Origin of the sequence: Mesobacillus sp. AQ2, from assembly GCF_030122805.1 — a bacterium.
Lineage (GTDB): Bacteria > Bacillota > Bacilli > Bacillales > Cytobacillaceae > Mesobacillus > Mesobacillus oceanisediminis_A.
In genome coordinates this window covers 719641-744275 of the sequence record NZ_CP126080.1, presented here as the reverse complement: position 1 = coordinate 744275, position 24635 = coordinate 719641, and the positions used below count along the sequence as shown (strand labels likewise).

Sequence of the window (24635 nt, the reverse complement as noted above, 5' to 3'; positions counted from 1 at the left end):
GGGACAATGAGCTTTAAATATTTGAATTCTAACCTACAGGAGGCTTTAATCTATGAGAGTTGCCATTTTCACTGATACCTTCTCCCCGGATATCAACGGGGTTTCGATTACCTTGAGCCACTTTACCAATTACCTGGAGAGCCAGGGGATCGTGTACAAGGTTTTTGCTCCTGATTCACGCTCGGGTGAATATATTTCCGAACATATCCGAAGATTCAAGAGCTTTTCCCTTTTCCTCTATCCAGAGTGCCGTTTTGCCTTTCCGAATGTGCGCAGCATCAAAGCAGAGCTTGAAGCTTTTGCTCCAGACATCATTCACATCGCCACTCCCTTCAATATGGGACTTTGCGGTCTCTATCTCTCGAAAAAACTGAACATCCCGGCAGTTGGCTCATATCACACAAATTTTGACCATTACCTGAAGTTCTATAATCTTTCTTTTTTATCTTCTTCACTATGGAAATACATGCAATGGTTCCATAAGCCACTTAGAAAACTTTTTGTTCCTTCCCATGAAACAATCCGGCAGCTCAAACGGCGCGGCTTCAGAAATACGGTACTATGCCCTGCCGGTGTCGATTGCACCCTTTATCAACCTGGATATGATCAAGATTCAACCAGAAAAAAATACGGTTTATCTAAACGCTTCACTTTGAGCTTCGTCGCCAGGCTCGCTCCTGAAAAAGACCTCCACACCCTGATGAATATTGCCTCCTCCATTCCGGCCGAGCTGAATGAACAGATAGACTGGATCATCGTCGGTGATGGACCGATGCGGGAGGAACTTGAGGAAAAGGCTCCTTCTAACATGAAGTTCACAGGATACCGTACCGGAAAAGACCTGGCTGAACTCTACTCGATATCTGATGTTTTCGTGTTCCCTTCTCCTACCGAAACATTCGGCATGGTCGTCCTTGAAGCACTCGCAAGCGGAACGGCTGCGGTCACTGCCAATTCGGGAGGAGTTAAAAACATCATCAAATCCGGAAAAACAGGGTTCACTTGTGAACCTGGCAATGTATCAGCTTTTACAGAAGCGATCGTCCACCTTTTAAAAAATGATCATCTCAGAAGAAAGTTTCAGGCAGAAGCAAGGTTATATGCGCTGGAACAAAACTGGGAGGCTATTTTCGAGGAAATGCTCTGGCATTATCGCGATGCCACTGTTGGAAATGATATCTCAAAATTCGCTTAGACCAGTTTTTTAAGGAGTGATGGAAATGGATACTATTTCGCATATTGTCATCGGCATGGGAATCGGCGCTCTTGCCCACCTAGGTCTTAATTCTTTACATTTATTTAACAACAACTCAAGAATGTCTTAAGTTTGTTCCATTATGATTAGAGAAAGAAACTTTTAGGAGGGATTGGATGAAGATTGCTGTTGCTGGAACTGGGTATGTTGGATTGATAACTGGTGTATGCCTTGCTGAGATGGGTTATGATGTCGTCTGCTCGGACATTCGTGAAGACAAAGTCCTCCTTCTTCAATCTGGGAATGCACCAATTTATGAGCCTGGAATCACTTCTATGCTGAAAAGGAACCTGGATGCTGGCCGCCTTCTTTTTACAGCGGATCCGAAAATCGCTTATAAGGATGCAGACATCATCTTTATTGCAGTAGGGACTCCGGAAAATCCAGATGGAACAGCAAATCTTGATCATGTCTTCGAAGCAGCTTATTCGATTGGTCTGAACCTCGATAAAGATTCTATTATTTGCACTAAGAGCACGGTGCCAGTTGGCACTAACGAGCGAATCAAAGAAATCATCCATAGCGTCAAACCCGCCCATATTGAAGTACACACGGCATCTACCCCCGAATTCCTGCGTGAAGGCAATGCGATATATGATTTTTTCCATGGCGACCGTATTGTCATTGGAACCGAGTCGGAGTATGCCGTACGAACAGTTGAACAGCTTTTTCTTCCTCTTAAAATCCCGATTGTCAATACAGACATCAGAAGTGCTGAAATGATTAAATACGCATCCAACGCATTCCTGGCCACAAAAATCAGTTTTATCAATGAAATTGCCGCTATTTGCGATAAAGTCGGAGCGAATATTGAAGAAGTGGCCTTTGGAATAGGCAAGGACCGGCGGATTGGCCCTCAATTCCTGCAAGCTGGCATCGGGTACGGCGGCTCCTGCTTCCCAAAGGATACGAAAGCACTTGTGCAAATTGCTGGCGATGTCGAGCATCAGTTTGAACTGCTTGAAGCGGTCATCAAGGTCAATAGCCGCCAGCAAGCAATTACTGTGCAGAAGGCTAAGGAATTGTTCGGTTCACTCGAGGGCTTGAGAGTTGCTGTATTGGGGCTTGCATTTAAGCCGGACACGGATGATATTCGTGAAGCAGCCTCACTCACGATTCTGAGGGGCCTGCTTTCGAAAGGCGCTTCAGTCATCGCCTATGACCCGGTTGCCGTCCCAAATGCCCGAATTATTTTTGAAAATGCGATCGATTACACGACTAATATCGAAACAGCCATTTCAGGTGCTGAATTAGTGATAATCGCAACGGAGTGGGATCATATTAAGCACCAGCCACTTGAAAAGTATGTACAGCTGATGAAAAAACCTATTATTATCGACGGCCGCAACTGTTACTCTCTGAGGGAAGTCAGCAAGCATTCCATTACTTATTATTCAATAGGGAGATCCTCAACCCAATCAAAAATGGCTGAATGGCATCACAAGCCCCCAATTCTGACCAGGGAAGGACGATTCGATGAAACTTTTACTAGTATTCTACCAAACTGATCAAAGGATTTTCCGGGGAATCAACCGCCATTATCAAAACAAATTCCTGAATGCCTTTTTCCGTACAATCACCCATGCAGGCGGTGCAAGGTTCACGATTTCATCCATCCTGCTGCTGGTCCTGTTTTTAAACGGACCGATCAGGCAGGCAGCTTTTGCAAGTGCAGCTGCTTTAGCGCTAAGCCATCTCCCGGTACATTTCATTAAAAAATGGTACCCGCGGAAACGGCCCTATATCATCCTGGAGAATGCTTTTTTCCCGTCGAACCCGCTGCAGGACCATTCATTCCCTTCCGGACATACGACGGCAATCTTTTCATTGGTCCTGCCTTTCATATTATTCATGCCAGTCTTATCGGCTGCTTTGGTTCCCTTGGCCTGCATGGTCGCCCTTTCGAGGGTATACCTTGGTCTGCACTACCCAACAGATATTCTCGTCGGTGCCCTGCTTGGGACAACAGCCGGTATACTCAGTTACTCGTTCCTTCTTTGAGAATCCGAGGATTGCATATGTACGAAGAAAACGTGAGAAAAGCTTAGTCTGAGTATGTTTTTATCAAAGGAGGGGCCTGGCATGAAAATCGCATTTTTCACTGATACCTTTTATCCAGAGATTAATGGAGTCGCCCGTACATTGAAAAGATTCACAGACTATCTGGCAGAAAAGGGACATTCCGTCAAGGTGTTCGCCCCCGAGAATCCAAGCGGAGAGTATGTTCCGTCCCATATCCATCGATTTAAAAGCGCATCCTTCTTCCTGTATCCAGAATGCCGGGTCGCTTTCCCTAACTATTTTAAAATCAAGGGAGAACTGGAAAAATTCAATCCCGATCTCATCCATGTCGCAACACCATTCAATCTTGGCATCATGGGTGTATATTGCGCAAAGAAGCTGAAAATTCCGCTGGCTGGCTCGTATCACACCGATTTCGACCAGTATCTGCAATTCTATGACCTAGGTTTATTATCCAGCCTGCTATGGAAATACATGAACTGGTTTCACCAGCCACTGCAGAAAATCTTCGTTCCGTCTCATGATACAATGGCTCAATTGACAGAACACGGATTGAAGAATCTGGAGCTCTGGCCAAGGGGCGTTGACTGTGAGCTGTTCCACCCATTTTATGACAAGCTCGCTGTCCGGAAGAAATACTCTTTTAGAAAAGAATATATCTTATCCTATGCAGGCAGGCTGGCTCCGGAAAAAAGTGCCGGACTCCTGCTGGAGATTGCTAAAAACATGCCGCCCCAGATCGCCGATAAGGTTCATTGGCTAATCGTGGGTGACGGGCCAATGAGGGAACAACTTGAAAAAGAAGCACCTGCTAATATGATCTTCACGGGCTACCTAAAAGGCGGTCAACTCGCTGAAGTCTACTCAGCATCCGACCTATTCATCTTCCCTTCTGCTACAGAAACATTCGGAAATGTCGTTCTTGAATCACTTGCCAGCGGCACCCCTGTCATAGGAGCAAACTCTGGGGGAGTAAGAAGCATCATTGAGGATGGAGTGACAGGACGCTTATGTACACCACATGATATCCATCATTTTGCTGAGGCTATCATTAGCCTCCTTACATCAGACAGCAAGAGAGTTCAAATGGGCTACGAAGGCAGAAACTATGCACTCACCCAAAAATGGGAGAGGATTTTCGATAATTTAATAAGCCATTATCTTCAAATAATAGAAACAAGCATTCAGCCTGCACCCTTCCAAAAAGAAGCGTAGTCCTTACGCTTCTTTTTTAATTTGAAACAGGACTATCTTCTTAGTTTTTTAAGAAAAATTTACGAAAATCTTACAATTTATTAATAGTAAAATAGTACATTTGGATTATAAATCATATTTTAGGATGGGATTATATAATGACAGCGATGATATTAGATTCTTCCAGAGACCGTTCTTTCCAGTTATTTAACTTCCAACATGCATTTCAGCCAATCTACAACTTGCAGGATGACTATGTTTTCGGGTATGAAAGCTTGATCAGACATCCTGAAATCCCGAATCCCGAAGTTCTATTTTCACTTGCCATGCAGCAGAATCAGCTATTTGATTTAGATTTTCACTCCATCGCCAATAGCATACATACATTCGAGCAACAGTCCAGGTACTTAAATCCTCCTCGTTTGTCTGTCAATGTCTTTCCATCCACACTTTTAGACCCTGATTTTCTAAGGCAACTGAATCGATTAATGAACAAGGTAGCTTTAGCACCGGAAAGCATTATTTTTGAGCTGAATGAAGCAGAATCAGTTATGTCATTGGGCAAGCTGACAGATGTGATTCACTGCCTTAGATCCCTTGGTTTTAGATTTGCACTAGATGATCTTGGGAAGGGACAATCCTCCCTGCGGATTGCTTTAGAGCTTGAACCTGACATTGTAAAACTTGATCGATATTTTTCAATGGATTTGGGACGATCCATCAAGAAACAAACGTTCCTGAATTGGATTTCTTCATACTTTATTAATGAGGGTGTCTCAGTCACACTTGAGGGTATTGAAACTGCAGAGGAGTTGACCATTGCCAGACAAGCAGGCATCCAGTTTGGCCAGGGCTACTTCCTAGGCAGGCCGGAGCGTTATCTTCTGCATACATAAATGAAATGAAGGTGTAGTTATGCAAGTGACAATTGGGGAGATTGCAGAGAAAGTGATGGTGGTTAATCCTTCAACCAAATGTGAATACATCTATATGATATTCAAAAACACACCGGAGATCGAAGGAGTCGTGGTTTGTTCAGAAGACCGTCCAATCGGGTTAGTGACGAAAACGAAATTTTACCAGAAGTTATCGATCCAGTATGGGTTCGACCTTTTCATGAAAAGGACTGTTGATTTGGTGATGATCACCGATCCGCTCATTGTTGACCATTCAGTACCGATTACTGAAACAAGTGCACAAGCGATGGATCGCGCACAAGAACATCTGTATGACTATGTGATCGTCACTAGAAAAGACCGCCTGGTCGGCATTGTCAGCATCCGGAATTTACTAATGAAACTGGCTGAAGAGCAAATCAGCATTGCCCGCTATTCTAACCCACTAACAGGACTGCCAGGCAATTTCGAGATAAAAAATGCACTCAAGAAGGCGATTGCATCCGAAAATTACACGGTCCTATATATAGATATCAATCTATTCAAATCATTCAATGATACATTTGGATTCAAGCTTGGCGATGAAGTCATTCAGCACACTGCGACAATTCTGAAAGAAACAGTACTAGAAAGCCACAACAAACTGGATACTTTCGTCGGTCATATCGGAGGAGACGATTTCCTTGCCATCCTTCCCCATCATGATTACAAGGATATCTGCCAAACCTTAATTCATCATTTTGAACAATTTGCCCACCAATTCTACACGACTGAAGAACTTGAACATGGCTATATCCATGGAATCAGCCGAATGGGTGTACTAGAAAACATCCCGCTCGTCGGATTGTCCATCGCTGTAATCCAAAACAAGGACTTCAGCTTCAGTACAATAGAAGAAATAAGCAAGGAAGCAGCACGCATCAAAAAACGCTGCAAATCACTCCGCAGAAGCGTTTACCTTACGAGCGAGGATAAGGTGACTGGAGGCTTTCCACAAACTTGAGAAGATAAACAAGGGCCTGGCCTTCCTTTTCAACAGATTTTTCAACTATCATTTAAGTATGCACCAAAAAATCAAAAGCACAGGGCAAACCCCTGCGCTTCTGTTAAAGAGATTCCCGAATAACTCTCTTAGAATGAACCACTGAAAGTATCGCGAAAATGGAATACAATGCTGTATAAAGTCCCATGACAATCAGCATCGGCCACCATAACTCGGTGCCGAAAAAGAACCAGCCGGATTTGACGGCGAAGTAGCTGTGCAGCAGGCCGATTGATAGTGGGATACCGAAATTGAATGCCTGTTTTGCCTGGATTCCCTTTAGTAGATCACCCTGTGTGAAACCAAGCTTTCTTAAAATCGTATAATTCGGCTTTTCGTCTTCTGTCTGATCCATTTGTTTAAAATAAAGGATGCAGCCCGACGTGACGAGGAAGGTCAGCCCAAGGAAACCGACAATGAACATGACAAGCCCCATTTGTTTCTTTTGGGTATTTTCATTATCCAGGCGAGATTCATTGAGATCATTTTCCTGATTTTCATTGAATAGTTGATTCGCCTTCACTAAATCATTCTCGTTTTTAATATCAACCCCAATATACAATGAATAGTCTCTTTGGATGGAAGAGTCCAAATCACTCTTTAATTTCTCAAATACGGACTCATCGACAACGGCCACAGGAGAACCACCGAAATACCGGGAAACAGGATATTCCTTTTCCATTCCAATGTACTGCAATGGAATAGCATGATTTTTTCCGATGATCTCAATCGGTCCTGAATCTTTCATGGAGATGAATTTCATCATAATGTCACTGTAACCTGTCAGATAGGTTTCATCCTTACTCACTTCACTTTGACCTTCCGTCTTTTCGCTAATGACCGAGACCCCCATCGATTTAGGATCCTGGGTGTATCCATCCATTTTCAGTCCGATGATTTCCTCTGCGTTCATTACCGCCTGGAGAACCTCAATCCTTTTCTCCGCATAACCGATATCCTGCGACTCCAACTTCTCCATAAAATCAGCAGCAGAGTCTGCATCAACAAAAGCAAAGTTATCTGGAACATTATTTTTGGCACTCTGTTCTGCAGAATAATAGGAGATATAGCTTAAAGACAATAAGCCGATCGCAAGCGCTGATACCGTCGTGATGATCGTTAACACCAACGCATTCGACTTCATCCTGAACATGATGGAGGATAACGACAGCACTTCATTTATATTTAAATACCCATCCTTCTTTTTCCGGATGAGATTGGCAATGAAGCTGACAGAACCTTTGTAAAATAGATAAGTCCCGATGATGACCGACGCTAAAATGAACACCATGGCGAAGAAGAGTTCGTTCACGGTTGTAAAGTCCCCTTCGAACAGCTTGGATGACACATAATACCCGATCCCAATCAGTGTAATGCCAAGAATGCCTATCATCATCTCCCAGAAAGAAATCTTTTTTGCCCGGCCTTCAGCACTTGAAATGACCCTGAACAGGGATAGAATGCTCTGCCGTTTAATGAAAAGATAGTTCAACAGCAGCATCAATACATAGATGACCGAAAAAACGATCAGTGTCTGCACGAGGGCTGTTCCGGAAAAATGAAGCTTCGCAATCCCTTCAACCTGAGTGATTTTGAACAGAATCATGATGATTAGCTTGGATACTGAAAATCCAAGGAAAACACCCGCCAGCAAGGAGCCATAATAAAGGAGGAAGTTTTCAACACTCAGGATCCGAAAAATCTTGCCCTTTGTCATTCCGACAAGCTGGAATAGGCCGATCTCCTTGCTTCTTCTTTTGATAAAAATGTTATTGGCGTAGGTCAGGAAAATCGCCACGATGGCCACGAGTAGAACAGATGCCGATTTAATAGCGGCCCCTCCTTTAATCGAACCCTTCGTTTCATGCATGGAAGGATCATATTGGAGGGTGACGAAGGCGAAATAAAGGCCGACACTGAACACCAATGCAAAAACATACAGATAGTAATTTTTAAGGTTCTTCTTCAAATTACGAAGAATCAGCTGGTTAACGCTCATGGTGCACACCGCCCAATACGCTCTGGGTTTTCATGATGTCCTTGAAAAATTCCTGTCTCGTCTGGTCACCTTTATTCAGTTCAGTATAAATAAGACCATCCTTTATAAAAATTACCCTGCCACAGTAGCTTGCCGCAACTGGATCATGAGTGACCATCAGAATCGTTGCCTGTCGTTTTTGATTCAAGTCACTTAGTTTATTCAAAAGGTCTGAAGCTGATTTCGAATCCAGCGCGCCCGTTGGTTCATCGGCAAAAATAATGCTCGGGTCATGGATGAAAGCTCGTGCAGCAGATGTGCGCTGCTTTTGCCCGCCGGAAATTTCATTTGGATATTTATTCTTCAACTCCAGAATTCCGAGTTCCGCGGCAATCGCTTCGAACCGCTGATCCGCTTCCTTTTTAGGCGTCTTGCTGACCGAAAGTGGCAAGAGGATATTTTCCTTCACTGTCAGTGTATCGAGGAGATTGTAATCCTGGAACAAAAAGCCCAGGTGCTGCTTGCGGAATTCCGCCAGCTGCTTTTCCTTCATCCCGGTAATCTCGTTCCCTTCAATCTTGATCGAACCATTGGTGACCTTATCGATAGAAGAGAGGACATTCAAGAGCGTCGTTTTACCCGATCCAGAGGCACCCATGATGCTCACGAATTCCCCTTTGAAAATTTTAAGGTCGAGCCCTTTCAATACTTCCTGTTTATTAAACTTATTTCCATATGTTTTATGAAGTTTGGCCGCTTCCAATAAAATCATGTTCACACATCCTTTCTATGATAAATTCATTATAAAATCCTGCCTGTATTCCTTCCTTCGATTCAGGTAACAAATCAGCAAAGGCATGTGACATTATTGTCACATGCCTGTTATCCGGACAAAATCATTGCTTTTAGGGAAGGTCAGCTTGAACGTACTCCCTTTGCCTGGCGCTGATTCCACATCAATCTTGATTTTCAGTGAGTCCGCTGCTTTTCTCGCCAGGTACAGTCCCATCCCCGTTGCTGCATTGTCCTGATGATGAGCAGTTGAAGTAAATCCTTTTTCAAAAATTCGCGGGAGATCCCTGGAATCGATTCCCCTGCCAGTGTCGGCAACTTCGAGGATAGTCTGTCCGTTCCGCTGGTCGCTGGTGATCAGAATATCAGATCTTTCGCTATATTTAACAGCATTTGTCAGCAGCTGCCTGATGATAAAGGCAAGCCATTTGGCATCGGTCATAACCTCTTTCGACTCCAGGTCAAAGTCGAAGCCGATGCCTTTTTGGATGCACCAGGACTGCAGGGTTTTGACCTCGCCAAAAATCACACTCTCCAAATCAGTCTGCTCTATGTATAAGTCATTTTCCATGAAAGGAATCCGTCTTTGATGCAGCTGCTGATCCAGTAAAAGGTGAATCCGCAGCCACTCATAGGTCATTTCTTTTTTCAGCGTCTGATTCTCAAGCCGATCAATCATCAAGCTCAAAGCTGTCAGCGGAGTTTTCACCTCATGGATCCAGGAAAGCAATTCATCCTTTTCCTCGTCTAGCATCCGCTCATTCTCGGAAACTTTATTTCTCAGCCCTTCGAAATGGCGAGTGATGCTTTCTGCTGCCATCCTTTCAAAAGGACTGAGGAATTCCCTGTGTGAAAAATCCATGGTATCTTGCGCTTCTTCAAGCTCTTGATAAAATTTCATTTCCTTTTGATAACGCATCACTAAAAAAACCATAAAAATAATGAGCGATAGAAAGACATAATAAAGAATTGACGTGAGTGATACTGCCGAATCTATATAAGCGATGAAAACAGCGAGGAACTGAAGCAGCAAAAATAACAAGATCCAGCTTCCCCGTTCCTTCAAGTATGTAGTAAACATCATCCATGATCCTCTTCAACAGCCATATATCCCTGCCCAATCTTCGTTTCGATTTTATGGCCAAGCCCGATTTCATCCAGCTTTTTCCGCAGCCGATTGACGTTGACCGTCAATGTGTTATCGCTAATGAACCGCTTATCATCCCACAAGCTGTTCATGACTTCATCACGGCTGACAATCTTATTCTTCTGTTCAATCAGCAATTTTAATATGAATATTTCATTCTTCGTCAATTCGATCCGGCCCAACTCATTTTCAACGATATTCTTATCATAATCAATCGTCGCCCGGCACCATGTTTTCAACTGGTTCTGCGTCGTATTATAATTATAGGCACGGCGAAGGATTGCCTGGATTTTCGCAATCAGCACATCAAAATGGAACGGCTTCTGGACAAAATCATCCGCCCCCATCTGCATCGACATCACCATGTCTGTTGGATGGTCCCGTGAAGAAAGAAAAATAATCGGCACATTCGAATGGGACCGAATCATCCGGCACCAATGAAACCCGTCAAACCTCGGCAGCTGGATATCGATGATTACCAGGTCAGGTTTGATATTGCTAAAATCACTCATCACATCGCCAAAATCCGTAACCCCATACACCTCATACGACCATTGCGTCAGACGGTCCCGGATCTCATTGAATAACGACGCATCATCCTCAATCAATAAAAGCTTTAACAACTAGATCACCACATTTACACTTCAATATCACTATTGTATAGGAATATTTTTCTATATGCCAGATACAGACTGACCGGAAGCCAGCCCTTTCTCAATCATCTATAACGAAACCGACAATCTCCACAGAAAAAATATCGCCGCAACTGCCAATCCTGAAAAGACGGTCTTTTTACTGATTTTATCGCCTTTTTCATTCGTGGCCCTTAAAGCAATCGATCCTGTTATCAATCCAGTTATAGATAAACCCAGGAATAAGTAGGCATAGGGTTCATTGCCCTCCAAATGAATAGTTCCATCTTCATCTGCTGCATTGAAAGCCCATAGGATGCCCCAAATTAAAGTAACAGGAATAACTATTGCTGTTATGTAAGTCAACACCTTCTTCGACATACCATCACCAGCTTATTTTAATTAGTTTAAAGACCTTACAACACCCCAGGCAATAAAGAGTAAACCCATAACAATGCCTGTAAACACAGCTTTCCTAGTTATTTTGCTGCCCTTTTCTTTTACACTATTAAAACCAACTCCCGCCAAAACCACGGCAATTAACATGAGGCCAATAAATAGAATAAGAGGCATCTCATGTTTTGTCGGGTCGATCACTCCCTCTTCTTTTTCCACAAGATATCCCCATATACCAAAACTTCCGAAAACCAAAATGCTGTATATGTAGGAAATGGCTGTTAAAGTCTTTTTCTTCAATGATTTCACCTCTATAGTTATCTGCTTAATGACATTCTCTCAGAAGAAGGATGACACCCACAGACAAACCGAAATTATCTACTGGTGAAACTATCATCCTTAATCAATTTCTCCCTTCTCTTTTTAACGATAAAATGAAAAACAGGTAAATAGATGACTTTTGCCGGTATAACGAAGATTTGCAGCATGAAATAGATGACATAAAACCAGCCGATTCCCTGGCCAGTCTGGTCTGATACGATATCAAATTGTGTCATTAGGAAGAGCGATAAAGCTACCACCGCGATGGGTCCCAGTACCAGCAACAATATGTTGCCGAATATCTTCCACCCGACATAAGATGTTGGTTGAACTGAAAGTTTATATTGAAGAACACTGCAGCCGTACCATATCCCCCCGATTGCCGTTATCACGAGCACAAACAATACAAATCCCATTTGGTTTCCTCCATACATTCATATTCTTTTTCATGTAATACGGACTTTTTTAAAAGAAGTTCCTGGGTCTTTCGTACCCTTTGCATGTTTTTTCCAAACAGCCATCCTTTGAACAAAATCGGGACGACAACCTAATCCCTTTGATTCCTCAGCAAAATTCTTTATGATGAAGTTAGAATTTATTTCATTAGGAGGGTGTTACGATGGAATTAACTGTATATCTAGCAGGTCAAATTCATGATGATTGGCGCGACCAGGTGGCCCAGAAAGCAAAGGAGCGAAACCTGCCCCTCACCTTCGTCGGACCGCAGACAAACCATGACCGCTCCGACCAGATTGGCGAGGAAATCCTCGGCACACAGCCAGGCAACGTTTACAAAGATGACGCCGCATCAGATATCAACAACTTCAGGACCCAGGTACTTATGTCCAAATCCGATATCGTCATTGCCCTGTTCGGCGAAAAATACAAACAATGGAACACGGCAATGGACGCAAGCACCGCCATCGCCCTGAACAAACCAACCATCATCATCAGGCCAGAATCCTTGATCCACCCGTTAAAAGAACTATCCAATAAGGCAAATGTTACGGTAGAAACGGTCGAGCAGGCACTTGATGTCATCAGTTATATTTTTGAATAATTGCGAAAAGGACGATCCTGGTGGAATCGTCCTTTCGTTTTTATTGGTGACCTCTTTTTTCATTTTCAGGCGTTTTAGGGCACCAATACGCCTTATTGTTGATGCTATTATCCATTTACTGGCTTTCCAGTGCTCCAATGCGCCTTATTGGTGACCCCATTATCCATTTACTGGATTTCCGGTGCTCCAAGACGCTTTATTGATAATCTAATTATCCATATACTGGATTTCCGGTGCTTCAATACACCTTATTGATGACCTCATTATCCATTTACTGGATTTACAGTGCTCCAATATACCCTTTTGGTGACCTCTTTATCCATTTACTGGATTTACCGTGCTCCAATACATCCTATTGGTGACCCCTTTATCCATTTACTGGATTTAGCGTGCTCCAATACATCCTATTGGTGACCCCTTTATCCATTTACTGGATTTGCCGTGCTCCAATACACTCTATTGGTGACCCCTTTATCCATTTACTGGATTTGCTGTGCTCCAATACACTCTATTGGTGACCCCTTTATCCATTTACTGGATTTGCCGTGCTCCAATACGCTCTATTGGTGACCTTATTATCCACTTACTGGATTTCCGGTACTCCAATAATCTTATTGGTGACCTCATTTTCCACTTAATGGATTTACAAAAAGAGGGACGGTTCAAAAAAAAGAATCGTTCACCTTTCCATTTTTGTTATAGCCCTCCACAGTTGGGAGAGTTTTTTTGATCACCCTCTGCGAAATCAGCACCTTCTGCAACGGATTCCAGCCCGTAACCTGTTTCGCTGATTTCCAATACTTCTTTGTTTGGCACCTCAGAAAAGTTTTCGTTATAAATGGCTTTCACTTTATTTTTCCTCATGACAATCCTCCATTTTTTGATTGCTCTTTTTACTCCAGCAATCCCAATAATGTATATTCACGAATCGATACCCCGCCAGTCACAGGCAAATGATTTAGTTTCTGAAACTGTTTGACAGCATTCTCCGTCCCTTTATCATATATCCCGTCAATCGGCCCAAAATAGAGCCCCATGGCTTTCAGTCTATTTTGAACAAGCTGGACAAGATTGCCTTTCGATCCATAAGCGATATTTTTAAACTCTCCCTCTCCCATGCCGGTAAGAGGGCCTTCGATATAAACCCTTGTCCCTTGAGGAATCATATCGAACAGCTCTTCAACATCCTTATTGCGCATCCGAATACAGCCGCTGCTGACATTTTTGCCGATCAAGGTTGGTTTATTGGTGCCATGGATTCCGAAATCTCCCCAGGGAACATTTAATCCGAGCCATCTCGAGCCAAATCCCCCACCCCATCCACTTGATTTGCCTACAACTGTAAACATTCCAATTGGTGTAGGAGTTTGCTCATTGCCAGGGGAAATATCGTACTGTCTGGTTACTTCATTTTCTTTAAAAACCAAAAGCCTGTTTGTCCAAAGATCAATTTTTATATAGATGTCATCCTGTTTTTCTCCATACGTCCTTACTTGTGAAAATAACAAAAGAATTGCAATAAATGTCAGTGTTTTAATGATAAACTTCAAGCCCGTCCCCTCCGAAAGCAACTTACCGTCATTAGATTTAACGACAGGAAACGTAAATATACAGACATTTTTTGGCGGTTAAATCATATGGCTTTGCTGCCTCGTTGAATACTGTAAGAATACAGTAGAACTGCTTGACGAGAAGGATGAATAATCCATAGGGAATTTCAAACACTAAAAAAAATAAAGGGGTGAACAAGTTGCTTGCCAATTTCTTTAGAATTTTTAATGCAGTAGTATTATGGACGATCACTTCAATCTTTCTTCCTAAACAATCCTTCAAAAGGTATTTACCTGTCACTTTATTTTGCTCTTTTCTATTACTAACTGTAGAAATGATAAGTCCAATATTTAATTGGTGGGATGTAAAGGGCGGTTACAAATATATGGTGTTTGACGCATTGGCTTTTATTTTAGGTCCATTTTTCACAGTTAATTTGTGGGTGTTTCATTTTACGTTCGGTAAATTCTCTTTGTATGCCATTTCAAATCTAGTTATGGACTTAATTTTCGCTTATATATTCGTGCCGATTTTCCAGAAAATTGGACATTTTAAATTCAAAAGTTTCACTTCAACTAAAATATTTTTGCTTTACTACTCATTTGGTTTACTAAATTATGCATTTCAAAAGTACTTCGAGAAACCTGCTGCCAAAGAAAATACACCCATAATCTCAGAACACGTTTCCCTTTAAAACTCTTTAGTTTAATCTAGAGAGTTTTTTCACATCTACTGTCCCGGTGCACTGATTATTCAATTGCTAAAAAATCAACAAAAAAAGAGATGCGAATTAGCGTGCTAATTCCATCTCCAAAAGGCGTCTTATCTGTTTTCAGAGTGAGATTCACTCATTCCCCTAAAACAAAAGCATTCACGTTGCAACCGGCCGCGCTTTCCTCTTTTGGCTTACTTTTTTCAATACTAGAAAAATGGTTGCCATGCTGACAATCAAAACAGAGCCTCCATATAAAGCCACGGCCCACAATGATTCTGTATCTGTTCCAAGAAAAAGGCCGTGAATCACTGATAGGAACCAGAGCGGGAACACGAGATAATGTGCTTTTTTCCAGGCTGATCGCCCGACTTTTTTCATGAAATCAGATGTTAAGATCACAATGATCAATAAATAAACCGCGATTGTTCCCAATCCTGACAGGATCGGTTCATACGATGCTGAAAAGGGGATGAGCAGTTCCGAAACAGAAAAAGGCTCATAGTTATCAAAAATCAACAGGTATGCATGGATTCCGATGAATAAAAGGGCTACCTGGCCAATAATTTGATGGAAACCAAGGATTGAACCTCTTTTCCGCGGAATATGGCTGTATATGCCCATCAAGAGTGATAATGTCAGCAAAAAATATCCTGTCAATCCTGTGGCGCGGATCGCAATCCAAATCCAATTCATTTCGCTGCCTCCAGTCGTTTGTAAAGTCGTGTATCCCCGCCGATGGCAATCTTGTCCTTTTCAAAGTAAACAAAATAAGCTATTCGCGGAAAATTCCTGTAAAGCATTGCTTTTGCTTCATCGAATGGAAGGATGCACAGAAGCTTCGCCGCGGTTTCAGCTTCCATTGCGGTATTGGCAATGACGCTTGCCTGCAGCACTCCGTTAAAAGCAGGCTCACCTGTCCGGCCATTTAGGATATGGTGATATTCCTGATTCCCTCTGGTCCATCTCCGATAATTTTTCCCTGAAGTGACAAGTGCTTTATCGGTGATTGACAGTTTGATCATGTCCTCTCCCATCAAAACGGGATGTTCGATTCCGACCTCATAGGATCCGAGCACCGCGAGATCTCCCCCGGCATTGATCAGAAAACGATTCACACCCTTCTGTTTGAGATGTTTAATCCCTTCATTAATGATGTATCCTTTTCCAAAGCCTCCGAAGTCAAAATGAAAATCCCTTTTTTTGATTATCCAGCTTTTCGATAGCCTCTCAATCGGTTCCCGGGAAAAATGCTTTTCGGCAAACCCGGTAAAAACAGGCTGATATTGCTCATGAAATGACTCGGTATACCCATTCGCCCTCATCTCTTTTCCAAGAAACGGATGGACATAGAAATCTGATCTCCTTGCGAGCTGAAGCGATCGATCTAGGAGTTCTGCCAGCGTAGAATCCAAATAAATCGGAACATCTAGTGGACTGTGATTGACGAATGCCAGCTGATTTTCGGGAATGAACCGGCTTGCCTTTTGCTCGAAATCTACAATCATTTTCTTTATCTGTAAATGAGCATCGAGATCCATTCCTGAAAGCAGGATGCTGCTATTCATCGCTCTGAACTTCGTCTCAATCATCGTGATGTCCTCGAGCTGCTTTGCTCCTGCCGGAAGCCTCTTGCCGGAGCATTCACGATTTGGTCTTGTCCCCATGAAGTCCCTTGCTCCTGATATTCGCTTCTGTAGTGATCGTCATCATCGTCTTCATAACCTTCATCATCGTCTTCGTAACCTTCATCATCATGCTCTTCATACTCATCATCCTCATCATGATTTCCGTAATAACCATCGCCCTCATCATCGCTGTATTCGTTTTCCTCATAGCCTTCTTCATTAAATGCTGAAAAATTTTCACGAAGCCAATCCTTTTCCGGAACTGAATTTTCATTGCCTGCAGCCTTTTCGTTATTCATCACCAGGCCGCCAAACGTCAGAGCCATAATTGTACTGACAGAGATCACCGACCACTTTACTTTTTTATTCATGCAGGAACTCTCCTCCTATATCCTTTATGGGTATCACTATATCCGCGGATGGTGAAAATACGGTGAAAAGGAAGAGTTAACAAAACAAAAAAAGTATAAACCATGGTTCGGTTCATACTTTTTCTTTGTCCTGTACATAAAATTTATTTTTTTTAAAGTCTGCAATTTACTGTATTCAGTTTGTATAGTTACAAATGTAAACTACAGTTAAAAGGAGTGCTTTCCATGTTCATAAAACTATCAAAAGAACAGCAGCAGACCATGATTGATGAAATCCAGATTTTCTTTTCACAAGAAAGAGGGGAAGATTTAACTGAATTCGCGGCTGAAAGAGTTTTAGACTTTGTCAAAACATCGCTTGCTCCTCATTTTTACAATGCTGCGATTTCGGACGCCAAGATTGTGTTGGAACAACAGTTTTCATCGCTGGAGGATGAGTTGCTCACTCTGGAACGGCCAATACAACGATAAGTTAACTTCTATTGGCGAAAGGCAGCTGCACCACAAACGTACTGCCTTTCCCATATTCACTGTTCACTACAATTGTGCCTTGATGAATGTCAACAATCCATTTGGCGATCGAGAGCCCCAATCCGTAGCTTCCTTCTTGCCTTGACCTGGCCTTGTCTGCGCGATAAAAACGGTCGAAGATGAACGGCTGCTCTTCGGGACGGATTCCGATTCCTGTATCACGGACTTTAATCGTCAGCTCATTTTGTTTTCTTGATAGAGCCAGCTCAACCTTCCCGCCATAAGGGGTGTATTTTAACGCGTTATCCAACAGGATATAGAGAAGCTGCATCAATCGGTGCTCGTCACCCTTGCCAGGAAGTGTTTCAGGTGCATGGAATTGAAGTTCAATTTGCTTCTCATGTGCTATTGGATTCATCGCGTCCACTGCCTTTTGGGCCACTTCTGTAAAATCAAAAACTTCATCATTCCGCTCGATTTTACCTGAATCTGACCGGGCAAGTGTCAGCAGATCGCTCACCAGTCCTGTCATTCTTTTCACTTCATCCTTCATATTAAAAAGCATTTTACGGACCATATGATCCTGTTTATCATCGATCGTCATCTCGATCGCATCGATGGAAGAAAGCATGACACTTAAAGGCGTCCTGAGTTCATGTGAGGCATCCGCGACAAATTCACGCTGTCTGTCAAACGCTGAACTAATCGGGACCATCGCCTTTTTCGACATCCTGCTGCTCAGGAACCAGGCGACCAGTAAGAACACAAGCAGCAAACCAATCAGGATACCGAACAGCCAGGTAAACATTTGATAGACAAAAGATATGTCCGTACCGACATAAAGGTTCCCGATTTCACGATCGTCAACCGATACTTCTTCCTTTGCAATCAAGAGGCGGATGTCCTTCCGAAATAACTCACTATGATCCTCGTGCTCGTCTTCTTCGTCCTCCTCGTAGGATAAATCGACTTTCACTTTCCGCTGGAAAAGTTCCTGAGGATCAAGTGCAGACAATAACTCCGGCCGAGCCTTCGGAAATGCTTCATTCCCTGCAAGCAAGTCACCTTCCGGACTGATGAGATAGACAAAAACCTGGCCGGGACCTCTTAATTCCAGTTCATGCTCCTGAAACTCGCCAACTCTTTCAGGGTTCCTCTCAAGGAATCTTTCCAATCTTTCAGCTTCTCCTTTTGCCAGGGTCTTCACTTCCTGCTCGTGGTCCTGCATGATCACCAAATAAAGCACAGCGAACATGACGATGGAAAACAGCAGCAGGAAGCTCATCAACTGGCCCAAAAATCCCTTCGTCAGCCGCCGCTGGGTCCGTTTGAAGATATTCTGCTCTCTTTCACGGCGCAAGGACTTAGTTTTCAATTTTATACCCTACCCCTCTGATGCTTTGAAGCAAGTCATACTTGCCAAAGCTGTCCAGCTTTTTGCGAAGCAATTTTACCGTCGCATCGATCGTTTTCGTTGATACATCCGCGTCCAATCCCCAAATCCGCTCCAATATAAGCTCCCGGGGCAAAACCTGTCCCCTGTTTTGCAGCAGCAAATCGAGCAGCTGGAATTCACGAGGACTTAGCTGGATCTCCTTGTTTCCATCACTTAATACCTGGCCGATCCGGCTTAACACAAGATCACGATAATGTACCTCATCTTCCACAATCGGAGCAAAGTTCCTCCTTGTCAGTGCCCTGATCCTGGCAAGGAGTTCGTCAATCTCGAACGGTTTGATCAGATAATCATCCGCACCGGCATCAAGGCCATTAATCCTGTCCTCGACCGAATCTTTCGCCGTCAGCATCAAAATCGCCCCGGCATATCCCTCTTTCCTCAAGCGGCGGCAAACCTCCACACCAGACCCATTCGGCATCATCCAGTCCAAAATCAGCACATCATAATGGGAAGAAGTACTGTAAAAATAAGCATCCTCCCCTTCCTTCACCCATTCAACCTGATAACCAGCTTTCTTCTTTAACATATAACTGATCAGCTCGCCAAGCTTCAGGTCATCTTCCGCCAGTAAAATATTCATCGCCCTACCCGCCATTCCGAATTCTATATTTACTTTTATTTTACCTCTTTTGAAGCAAAGGGACGTACCCTTTGCTTCCGGGATTGGATGCAATAAGTACGTCCCATGCTTTTACAGAAATTGAATCTCAGTCAAGAATTTAAATCTTTATGGTCTCCCTTACTTACCTTTTCTTCACGCTCTCCCCAGACTATGTAAGCTACTCCAACAACAAAAGCAAACAAGCTAAACATACTTAACGTATTGCCCACATATTCTAACATGGCGTCAAATAATGACTTATCCCAACTTGCGACTCCAGATCCGAAAATCGCCGCACTTATATATTTTGATGAAATCAATAATGCAGATATGGCAATGAAAGCCACACCCGCTCCCCGTTTATTCATCTTGAACCCTCCCTCAGATGGGGACATCCCCATGCTTCACTACAGCGGTTTTACCGTATAAGTATTCCCGGCATTCACGCTTACGACATTATAATAGGTGATTTTATCATTCGGGAATTTGACTGCGTATGAGATGCCGCCTCCAAAATCCTTAAGCCCCTTGATTGTCACCGTGCTTGGGACCGGGATGGAAATGGCAGCGGGATTGTTGGCCAGGATAAGTTTTTCTTTCACCGGCTGTCCGTTCACCAGGATTTGGACTTCATCATTGTCTTCACTGTTGAAATCCCAGATCAGCATTTTTGCTTCACCGCCGGAATCTCCTACGGTCACTTCAAAATCCTTGGCAGTGATCCCTGCGTTCGTTTCGTCTGTCATAAGGCTTTCTCCTGCAATCGTAGACTTGCTGATCCGATTGGCGACCACTTCTTCCGCGCTTCCTTCTGATGAATAGCCGCCAGAAACCATGCTTAAGCCAATCGCCAATACAATCGCTAAAATCGTGCCAAAGAATACTGGCTTTCGATGGCTATGTTCGTGGTAAATGATTTCCGGCTCCGCTTCTTCCTCTTCGCCGGCCCATTGATTATCCAGTTCATACTCAGTATCTTTCTTTAATTTTTTCCGCATCGCGAATCCCTCCTCCTCCGTCAGCGCACCATCTTGTAGCTAATCGGGTATTTATAATACCAGTACGATAGAAATGCTCTTCCTAACAGGATTGATAGCACCGATAAAACGATCGCGACCGTTTTTCCGATCATCATTTGATCTGCCCACAGGTTGGCAAATGTCAGGCTGAGTTCCATCACGATAAAGCTGACAAAGCACATCTGGAAAAAAGGAAGCAGCACCGGGAATTTGCGGTAGAGCCACGAGTGATACTTCATCGATAAAAAGAGAAGGAAGCCAAGCAAGGCAATCCCGCCCAAGCCCAGACCAAGTCGCGGCGCTCCTAATTTATAAACATCTAGAAGATCAAAGAAAGTCATCAGCGGTCCAAAAACGATGACGAGTGCAGTGATTGGAAATAGAAAAACGTAGAAAAACAAAGACCATAAAAATTTTATGATTTTTTTCATCTAGCAACACCCCCGGCCTGTAAAAAATCCTCCTGCATAAGCAGCGTCAAATCCTCTAATGTTGGCTCGTCGATTTCACTCAGCCTCAATGCATGTGCCCGGATGGCGGCTTCGCAAATATTCCTTGCCAGTCGGCCATTCCCGGCAGAAGTGTTTCCTTCTACACTCTCAAATATTCCTTTAAGCGCCCGGGTTCCATCAGGGCTCAGTTCGTATCCTTTCGGCTTCAGCAGACGTCTGCTAATTTCCACCAGTTCATCGACTGCATAATCAGGGAAATTGATCACATTCGGGAACCTGGAACGCAAGCCTGCGTTCGAATCCAGCAGCTGTTCCATATCATCCTCATAACCTGCTAAAATCACAATGATATTCTCGCGGTGGTCATCCATGAACTTCACAATCGTATCAATCGCTTCCTGCCCGAAATCCTGTCCGTCGCCAAATAAAGCATACGCTTCATCGACGAATAGAATGCCGCCAAGTGCCTTCTCCAAAACTTCCCGTGTTTTCAGGGCAGTTTGGCCAACATACCCGGCCACCAGTCCGGAACGGTCCGTTTCCACGATATGATCCAGTTTGATCACACCAAGTTCCTTCAGCCTTCTGGCCAGAATCCGCGCAATCGTGGTTTTACCAGTACCCGGGTTGCCTTTGAACACCATGTGCAGCGATTGCGCACCCATATCTGGCAGACCCATCGCCTTCCTTTTATTCGCCACTTCGATCTGCGCTGATAGTGAGCGCACGAAGGTTTTGACCTCATCCAGGCCAACAACAGATGCCAGCTCCTGCAATGCATTTTCCTTCGGCTGATCCTCCAGCAGTCCAAAATCAGCCAGGGTCAATCTGTTCAATTGATCCGGCCCGACATTGTCAGTTTCAACGATCCTGACCGCCTGATTCCTGATGGCCGCCTCAAGCGTATTCCTGACAAGACGTCCGTTGCCGCTGTCGTTTTTTCCTGGAATCTGTTTCTTTCCATAAAACTCAGCCAATCCCTGTTTCACACCTACATCCAGGATGAAGCCTTTGCTCTTCGCCTGTATATCAGTGATTTGCGTAAGCTGTTCCTGTGTATAGTCCGGGAACTCAATTTTCAGTGGGAAGCGCGAGCCCAACCCCGGATTGCTCCGTAAAAACTGTTCCATTTCATCGGTATATCCAGCCAGAACCACGACTAGGTCATTGCGGTGATTTTCAATCAAGCGAACAAGGGTATCAATCGCTTCTTTGCCAAACCCTCCGCCTTGAACTCCTTCTTCCACAAGACTGTACGCTTCATCGATAAATAACACTCCGCCTAATGCAGACTGGACGACCTCGGTAGTTTTGACCGCTGTCTGCCCCATATATTCGGCGACGAGATTGCTGCGGTCCACTTCGATCAGATGGCCTCTTTTTAAAAGGCCCATTGATTTCAGCATCTCAGCAAGCATCCTCGCCATTGTCGTCTTGCCTGTCCCTGGATTTCCGGAAAAGACGATATTCAGTGTCTGCGACTGTTCCGTCAAGATGCCAGCCTTTTTCCGCTTTTCATTCGCGAGGATTTGTTTTTCGAGACTCCTGATAAAATCCTTCACATTCTCCAGGCCAACGACTTTTTCAAACGCTGGCTCGAGCTCAAACTTTGGCCGTTCGGCAATTCCGAAATCCTCGGCTGTTAAAAGCTTATAATCCCGGGCACCTGTTTCCTTGTTGAGACGCACCGCTTGCTTGCGGATTGCATCCTCCAGCATGTTTCGGACAAGACGGCCGTTCCCGGCATCATTCCGTCCGGAAATCTGCTTGGAATCAAATAGTTCAAGCAGCTGTTCCTTGATGCCTGGATCAACCATGAAGTCCTTCGCCTTTGCCATTCCCGTCAGAATCTCATACATCTCCTCGGAAGAATAATCCGGGAATTCGATAATATAAGGGAATCTCGATTGAAGGCCAGGATTCATTTTCAGAAACCCATCCATCTCATTCGTGTATCCGGCCAGAACCATGACCAGATTGTCACGGTGGTCCTCCATTCCTTTTACCAGAGTGTCAATGGCTTCCATGCCGAATGGGTCCTGCTTATTCCTGGACAGAGCATACGCTTCATCAATGAACAGCACGCCGCCAATCGCACGTTCAATCGCAGCATTGGTCTTTGGAGCAGTCGAACCAAGATATTCCCCGACCAGATCCTGCCTTGCCGCCTCTACCAATTGCCCCTGGGAAAGCAGCCCCATCGCTTTTAAAATCCGAGAGACGAGCCTTGCAACGGTTGTTTTACCTGTGCCGGGATTCCCGGTGAACACCATATGTATCGCCATTTTACCTGCCGTTTTGTATCCGGCCTCCTGCCTCATCTTTTCGGCCTTCACCGTTTCCAGCAGTTCATGTATCGCCCTTTTTACAGTATGCAAACCGGTCAGGCGATTTAGTTCTTCCAGCAAGTCTTCTATTTTTTCCTCTGCCACCATCGGAATTGATTTTAACAGGAAGCTTTGCTCACCCTTTACCGCCAGCAAATCATCCTGCTGGAGCTGGATCGTAATGAGGTCGCCTGCCAGGAAAGTCCCTCTAGCCCTTAAATCGACAAGCGCCTGGTAAAAGTCCTTTTCTGCCAAACTCTCAATTGCCTCGCCATATTTTTTCGTTGCCAAAATCCGCTCTACTAAACCAGCAAACAAGCCATCTTCGAATTTTACCGTCAGCTGCGTCTGGCTCTCGAGCCTGCGTGCTGCAGCCTGGAACTTGCCCCTTAAGATTGCCTCAACATCCTCAGGCATGAGTGGTGCCGAAATCGCATAGGATTGAATCCCTTTTAAAATAGGAGCTGGTATTTTGCTCGCTACCTCGCTCGGAAGCTGTCCATGGACTTCTTCCTTCAAATCGACGTCGCTGTAGAAGACAAGAAAATAATTCGAAGCATCGACCATCACACTGTTGGACGTCCGGAAAAAGCCATGCTGCACCAGCCTTGAAACATACTGGAGAACCTCAGCGTCAGCCTGCTCGATCCCCAAAAAGCAAACCGTTCCGACCCCATACTCAAAGGCCGCGGAACAATCGAGGACGAAATTGCTGTGGATATCCTTCTCGGTGTAATTCCGCAAATCAATCGTCGCAACCTTCTTATAAGGTACAAGCTTTTTCTTATAGAGCTGATCAATCAACAGCTGCAAAGTCGTAAACTTACCTGTCCCAGCTGGACCCGCAAGCAGGATGGCATTTTGCACCTTGCCTTTTTCCCTTTTGAAAAAAGCCTTTTTATAGGAAACCAGCAATTCATCAATGAACGCACCCTGGCGCAGGATCCTGCCGTTCAGTTCTTTTTTGATTTCCGCGAAAATCGTATCCAGTTCGTCATTGGATCGATTCAAGCCCATTTGCTTGATGCCATACCGCGCATCCTTGACCACTTCCCCGACCGCCCCAGCAGAATGGGGAACATGCTGCGGATTGCCGCCAACCGATTCCGTCCTGAGCGCACCGGAATGCGTCATCGTCTGAGCCTGTGCGCCCATTCGCTGTTTCTTGCCCCTGAATCCCTTTGCCTGGACATAATCCACCAATTGAAGCTCAGGCAGTAAAATACGAAGCCATTTTTGGAAACCCATAGCCAACCTCACCTTACGAATGATTTACTTTCATTTTAAACCAGTTTATAACATTTACAAT

26 protein-coding genes are annotated in these 24635 nt (G+C 44.1%); 8 read left to right on the top strand and 18 right to left on the bottom strand.

The window, feature by feature from the left end:
• The first annotated feature begins 52 nt into the window (after positions 1 to 52).
• The 6 genes from QNH36_RS03730 (at position 53) to QNH36_RS03705 (ending at position 6370) form a co-directional block, all read left to right on the top strand.
• On the top strand, positions 53 to 1195 hold the full coding sequence (locus tag QNH36_RS03730; RefSeq protein WP_283904733.1) for a glycosyltransferase family 4 protein: 1143 nt from the start codon (positions 53 to 55) through the stop codon (positions 1193 to 1195).
• Between the two features lie 176 nt (positions 1196 to 1371).
• A complete protein-coding gene (locus QNH36_RS03725) occupies positions 1372 to 2763 on the top strand; it encodes a UDP-glucose dehydrogenase family protein (RefSeq protein ID WP_283904732.1) in 1392 nt (463 codons plus the stop codon).
• Positions 2732 to 3256 (top strand): phosphatase PAP2 family protein, encoded by a 525-nt coding sequence (locus QNH36_RS03720; RefSeq protein WP_144475369.1) that lies wholly within the window; start codon positions 2732 to 2734, stop codon positions 3254 to 3256. Before QNH36_RS03725 ends, QNH36_RS03720 begins: the two co-directional genes overlap by 32 nt.
• A gap of 81 nt (positions 3257 to 3337) precedes the next feature.
• Positions 3338 to 4492, top strand: coding sequence for a glycosyltransferase family 4 protein (locus QNH36_RS03715; RefSeq protein ID WP_283904731.1), 1155 nt, complete (start codon positions 3338 to 3340; stop codon positions 4490 to 4492).
• A gap of 137 nt (positions 4493 to 4629) precedes the next feature.
• Positions 4630 to 5367 carry an EAL domain-containing protein gene (locus tag QNH36_RS03710; RefSeq protein ID WP_144475371.1) on the top strand — a complete coding sequence of 246 codons (738 nt, stop codon included), beginning with the start codon at positions 4630 to 4632 and terminating at the stop codon, positions 5365 to 5367.
• Positions 5368 to 5386: 19 nt separating this feature from the next.
• Positions 5387 to 6370 carry a diguanylate cyclase domain-containing protein gene (locus QNH36_RS03705; protein ID WP_144475372.1) on the top strand — a complete coding sequence of 328 codons (984 nt, stop codon included), beginning with the start codon at positions 5387 to 5389 and terminating at the stop codon, positions 6368 to 6370.
• Positions 6371 to 6473: 103 nt separating this feature from the next.
• Here the strand turns inward: QNH36_RS03705 and QNH36_RS03700 are convergent, their stop codons facing one another.
• The 7 genes from QNH36_RS03700 to QNH36_RS03670 all read right to left on the bottom strand — a co-directional run bounded on the left by QNH36_RS03700 (position 6474) and on the right by QNH36_RS03670 (position 12091).
• Positions 6474 to 8408 carry an ABC transporter permease gene (locus QNH36_RS03700; RefSeq protein ID WP_283904730.1) on the bottom strand — a complete coding sequence of 645 codons (1935 nt, stop codon included), beginning with the start codon at positions 8406 to 8408 and terminating at the stop codon, positions 6474 to 6476.
• The gene (locus tag QNH36_RS03695) at positions 8398 to 9159 is read right to left on the bottom strand and encodes an ABC transporter ATP-binding protein (RefSeq protein ID WP_144475374.1); all 762 of its coding nucleotides are present in this window, start codon (positions 9157 to 9159) and stop codon (positions 8398 to 8400) included. The genes QNH36_RS03700 and QNH36_RS03695 overlap by 11 nt, the downstream gene beginning before the upstream one ends.
• A 99-nt stretch (positions 9160 to 9258) precedes the next feature.
• The gene (locus QNH36_RS03690) at positions 9259 to 10260 is read right to left on the bottom strand and encodes a sensor histidine kinase (RefSeq protein ID WP_283905370.1); all 1002 of its coding nucleotides are present in this window, start codon (positions 10258 to 10260) and stop codon (positions 9259 to 9261) included.
• Positions 10260 to 10949: a response regulator transcription factor gene (locus tag QNH36_RS03685; RefSeq protein WP_283904729.1), complete on the bottom strand. Its 690-nt coding sequence runs from the start codon at positions 10947 to 10949 to the stop codon at positions 10260 to 10262. The genes QNH36_RS03690 and QNH36_RS03685 overlap by 1 nt, the downstream gene beginning before the upstream one ends.
• Positions 10950 to 11048: 99 nt before the next feature.
• The gene (locus QNH36_RS03680) at positions 11049 to 11339 is read right to left on the bottom strand and encodes a hypothetical protein (RefSeq protein WP_283904728.1); all 291 of its coding nucleotides are present in this window, start codon (positions 11337 to 11339) and stop codon (positions 11049 to 11051) included.
• 21 nt (positions 11340 to 11360) lie between these two features.
• The gene (locus QNH36_RS03675; protein WP_283904727.1) at positions 11361 to 11654 is read right to left on the bottom strand and encodes a hypothetical protein; all 294 of its coding nucleotides are present in this window, start codon (positions 11652 to 11654) and stop codon (positions 11361 to 11363) included.
• A gap of 74 nt (positions 11655 to 11728) precedes the next feature.
• On the bottom strand, positions 11729 to 12091 hold the full coding sequence (locus QNH36_RS03670; protein ID WP_283904726.1) for a hypothetical protein: 363 nt from the start codon (positions 12089 to 12091) through the stop codon (positions 11729 to 11731).
• A gap of 203 nt (positions 12092 to 12294) precedes the next feature.
• Here QNH36_RS03670 and QNH36_RS03665 point away from each other — a divergent pair, with 203 nt between their 5' ends.
• Positions 12295 to 12735 (top strand): YtoQ family protein, encoded by a 441-nt coding sequence (locus QNH36_RS03665; RefSeq protein ID WP_144475379.1) that lies wholly within the window; start codon positions 12295 to 12297, stop codon positions 12733 to 12735.
• Between the two features lie 696 nt (positions 12736 to 13431).
• Here QNH36_RS03665 and QNH36_RS03660 read toward each other — a convergent pair.
• From QNH36_RS03660 to QNH36_RS03640, 5 genes are all read right to left on the bottom strand, one after another.
• Positions 13432 to 13599 carry a hypothetical protein gene (locus QNH36_RS03660; RefSeq protein WP_283904725.1) on the bottom strand — a complete coding sequence of 56 codons (168 nt, stop codon included), beginning with the start codon at positions 13597 to 13599 and terminating at the stop codon, positions 13432 to 13434.
• Positions 13600 to 13628: 29 nt separating this feature from the next.
• Positions 13629 to 14285, bottom strand: coding sequence for a L,D-transpeptidase family protein (locus QNH36_RS03655; RefSeq protein ID WP_283904724.1), 657 nt, complete (start codon positions 14283 to 14285; stop codon positions 13629 to 13631).
• 872 nt (positions 14286 to 15157) lie between these two features.
• Positions 15158 to 15694: a ferric reductase-like transmembrane domain-containing protein gene (locus QNH36_RS03650; protein WP_144475382.1), complete on the bottom strand. Its 537-nt coding sequence runs from the start codon at positions 15692 to 15694 to the stop codon at positions 15158 to 15160.
• Positions 15691 to 16665 carry an FAD:protein FMN transferase gene (locus tag QNH36_RS03645; RefSeq protein ID WP_283904723.1) on the bottom strand — a complete coding sequence of 325 codons (975 nt, stop codon included), beginning with the start codon at positions 16663 to 16665 and terminating at the stop codon, positions 15691 to 15693. Before QNH36_RS03645 ends, QNH36_RS03650 begins: the two co-directional genes overlap by 4 nt.
• On the bottom strand, positions 16587 to 16997 hold the full coding sequence (locus QNH36_RS03640; RefSeq protein WP_283904722.1) for a hypothetical protein: 411 nt from the start codon (positions 16995 to 16997) through the stop codon (positions 16587 to 16589). The genes QNH36_RS03645 and QNH36_RS03640 overlap by 79 nt, the downstream gene beginning before the upstream one ends.
• 225 nt (positions 16998 to 17222) lie before the next feature.
• On the opposite strand from QNH36_RS03640, the gene QNH36_RS03635 reads away from it, so the two are divergent.
• Complete coding sequence (locus QNH36_RS03635) at positions 17223 to 17468, top strand: DUF2164 domain-containing protein (RefSeq protein ID WP_283904721.1); 246 nt, start codon at positions 17223 to 17225, stop codon at positions 17466 to 17468.
• A 1-nt stretch (position 17469) separates the two neighbouring features.
• Here the strand turns inward: QNH36_RS03635 and QNH36_RS03630 are convergent, their stop codons facing one another.
• The 6 genes from QNH36_RS03630 to QNH36_RS03605 all read right to left on the bottom strand — a co-directional run bounded on the left by QNH36_RS03630 (position 17470) and on the right by QNH36_RS03605 (position 24574).
• On the bottom strand, positions 17470 to 18843 hold the full coding sequence (locus tag QNH36_RS03630) for a sensor histidine kinase (RefSeq protein WP_283904720.1): 1374 nt from the start codon (positions 18841 to 18843) through the stop codon (positions 17470 to 17472).
• Positions 18833 to 19507 (bottom strand): response regulator transcription factor, encoded by a 675-nt coding sequence (locus tag QNH36_RS03625; RefSeq protein WP_144475386.1) that lies wholly within the window; start codon positions 19505 to 19507, stop codon positions 18833 to 18835. Before QNH36_RS03625 ends, QNH36_RS03630 begins: the two co-directional genes overlap by 11 nt.
• A 131-nt stretch (positions 19508 to 19638) precedes the next feature.
• On the bottom strand, positions 19639 to 19896 hold the full coding sequence (locus QNH36_RS03620; protein WP_283904719.1) for a hypothetical protein: 258 nt from the start codon (positions 19894 to 19896) through the stop codon (positions 19639 to 19641).
• A 39-nt stretch (positions 19897 to 19935) separates the two neighbouring features.
• Positions 19936 to 20526, bottom strand: coding sequence for a hypothetical protein (locus tag QNH36_RS03615; RefSeq protein WP_251543401.1), 591 nt, complete (start codon positions 20524 to 20526; stop codon positions 19936 to 19938).
• 20 nt (positions 20527 to 20546) lie between these two features.
• Positions 20547 to 20978, bottom strand: a complete 432-nt coding sequence (locus tag QNH36_RS03610; RefSeq protein ID WP_144475388.1) for a hypothetical protein — start codon at positions 20976 to 20978, stop codon at positions 20547 to 20549.
• Entirely contained in the window at positions 20975 to 24574 is a 3600-nt protein-coding gene (locus QNH36_RS03605; RefSeq protein WP_283904718.1) for an AAA family ATPase, read from the bottom strand. The genes QNH36_RS03610 and QNH36_RS03605 overlap by 4 nt, the downstream gene beginning before the upstream one ends.
• Positions 24575 to 24635: the final 61 nt, after the last annotated feature.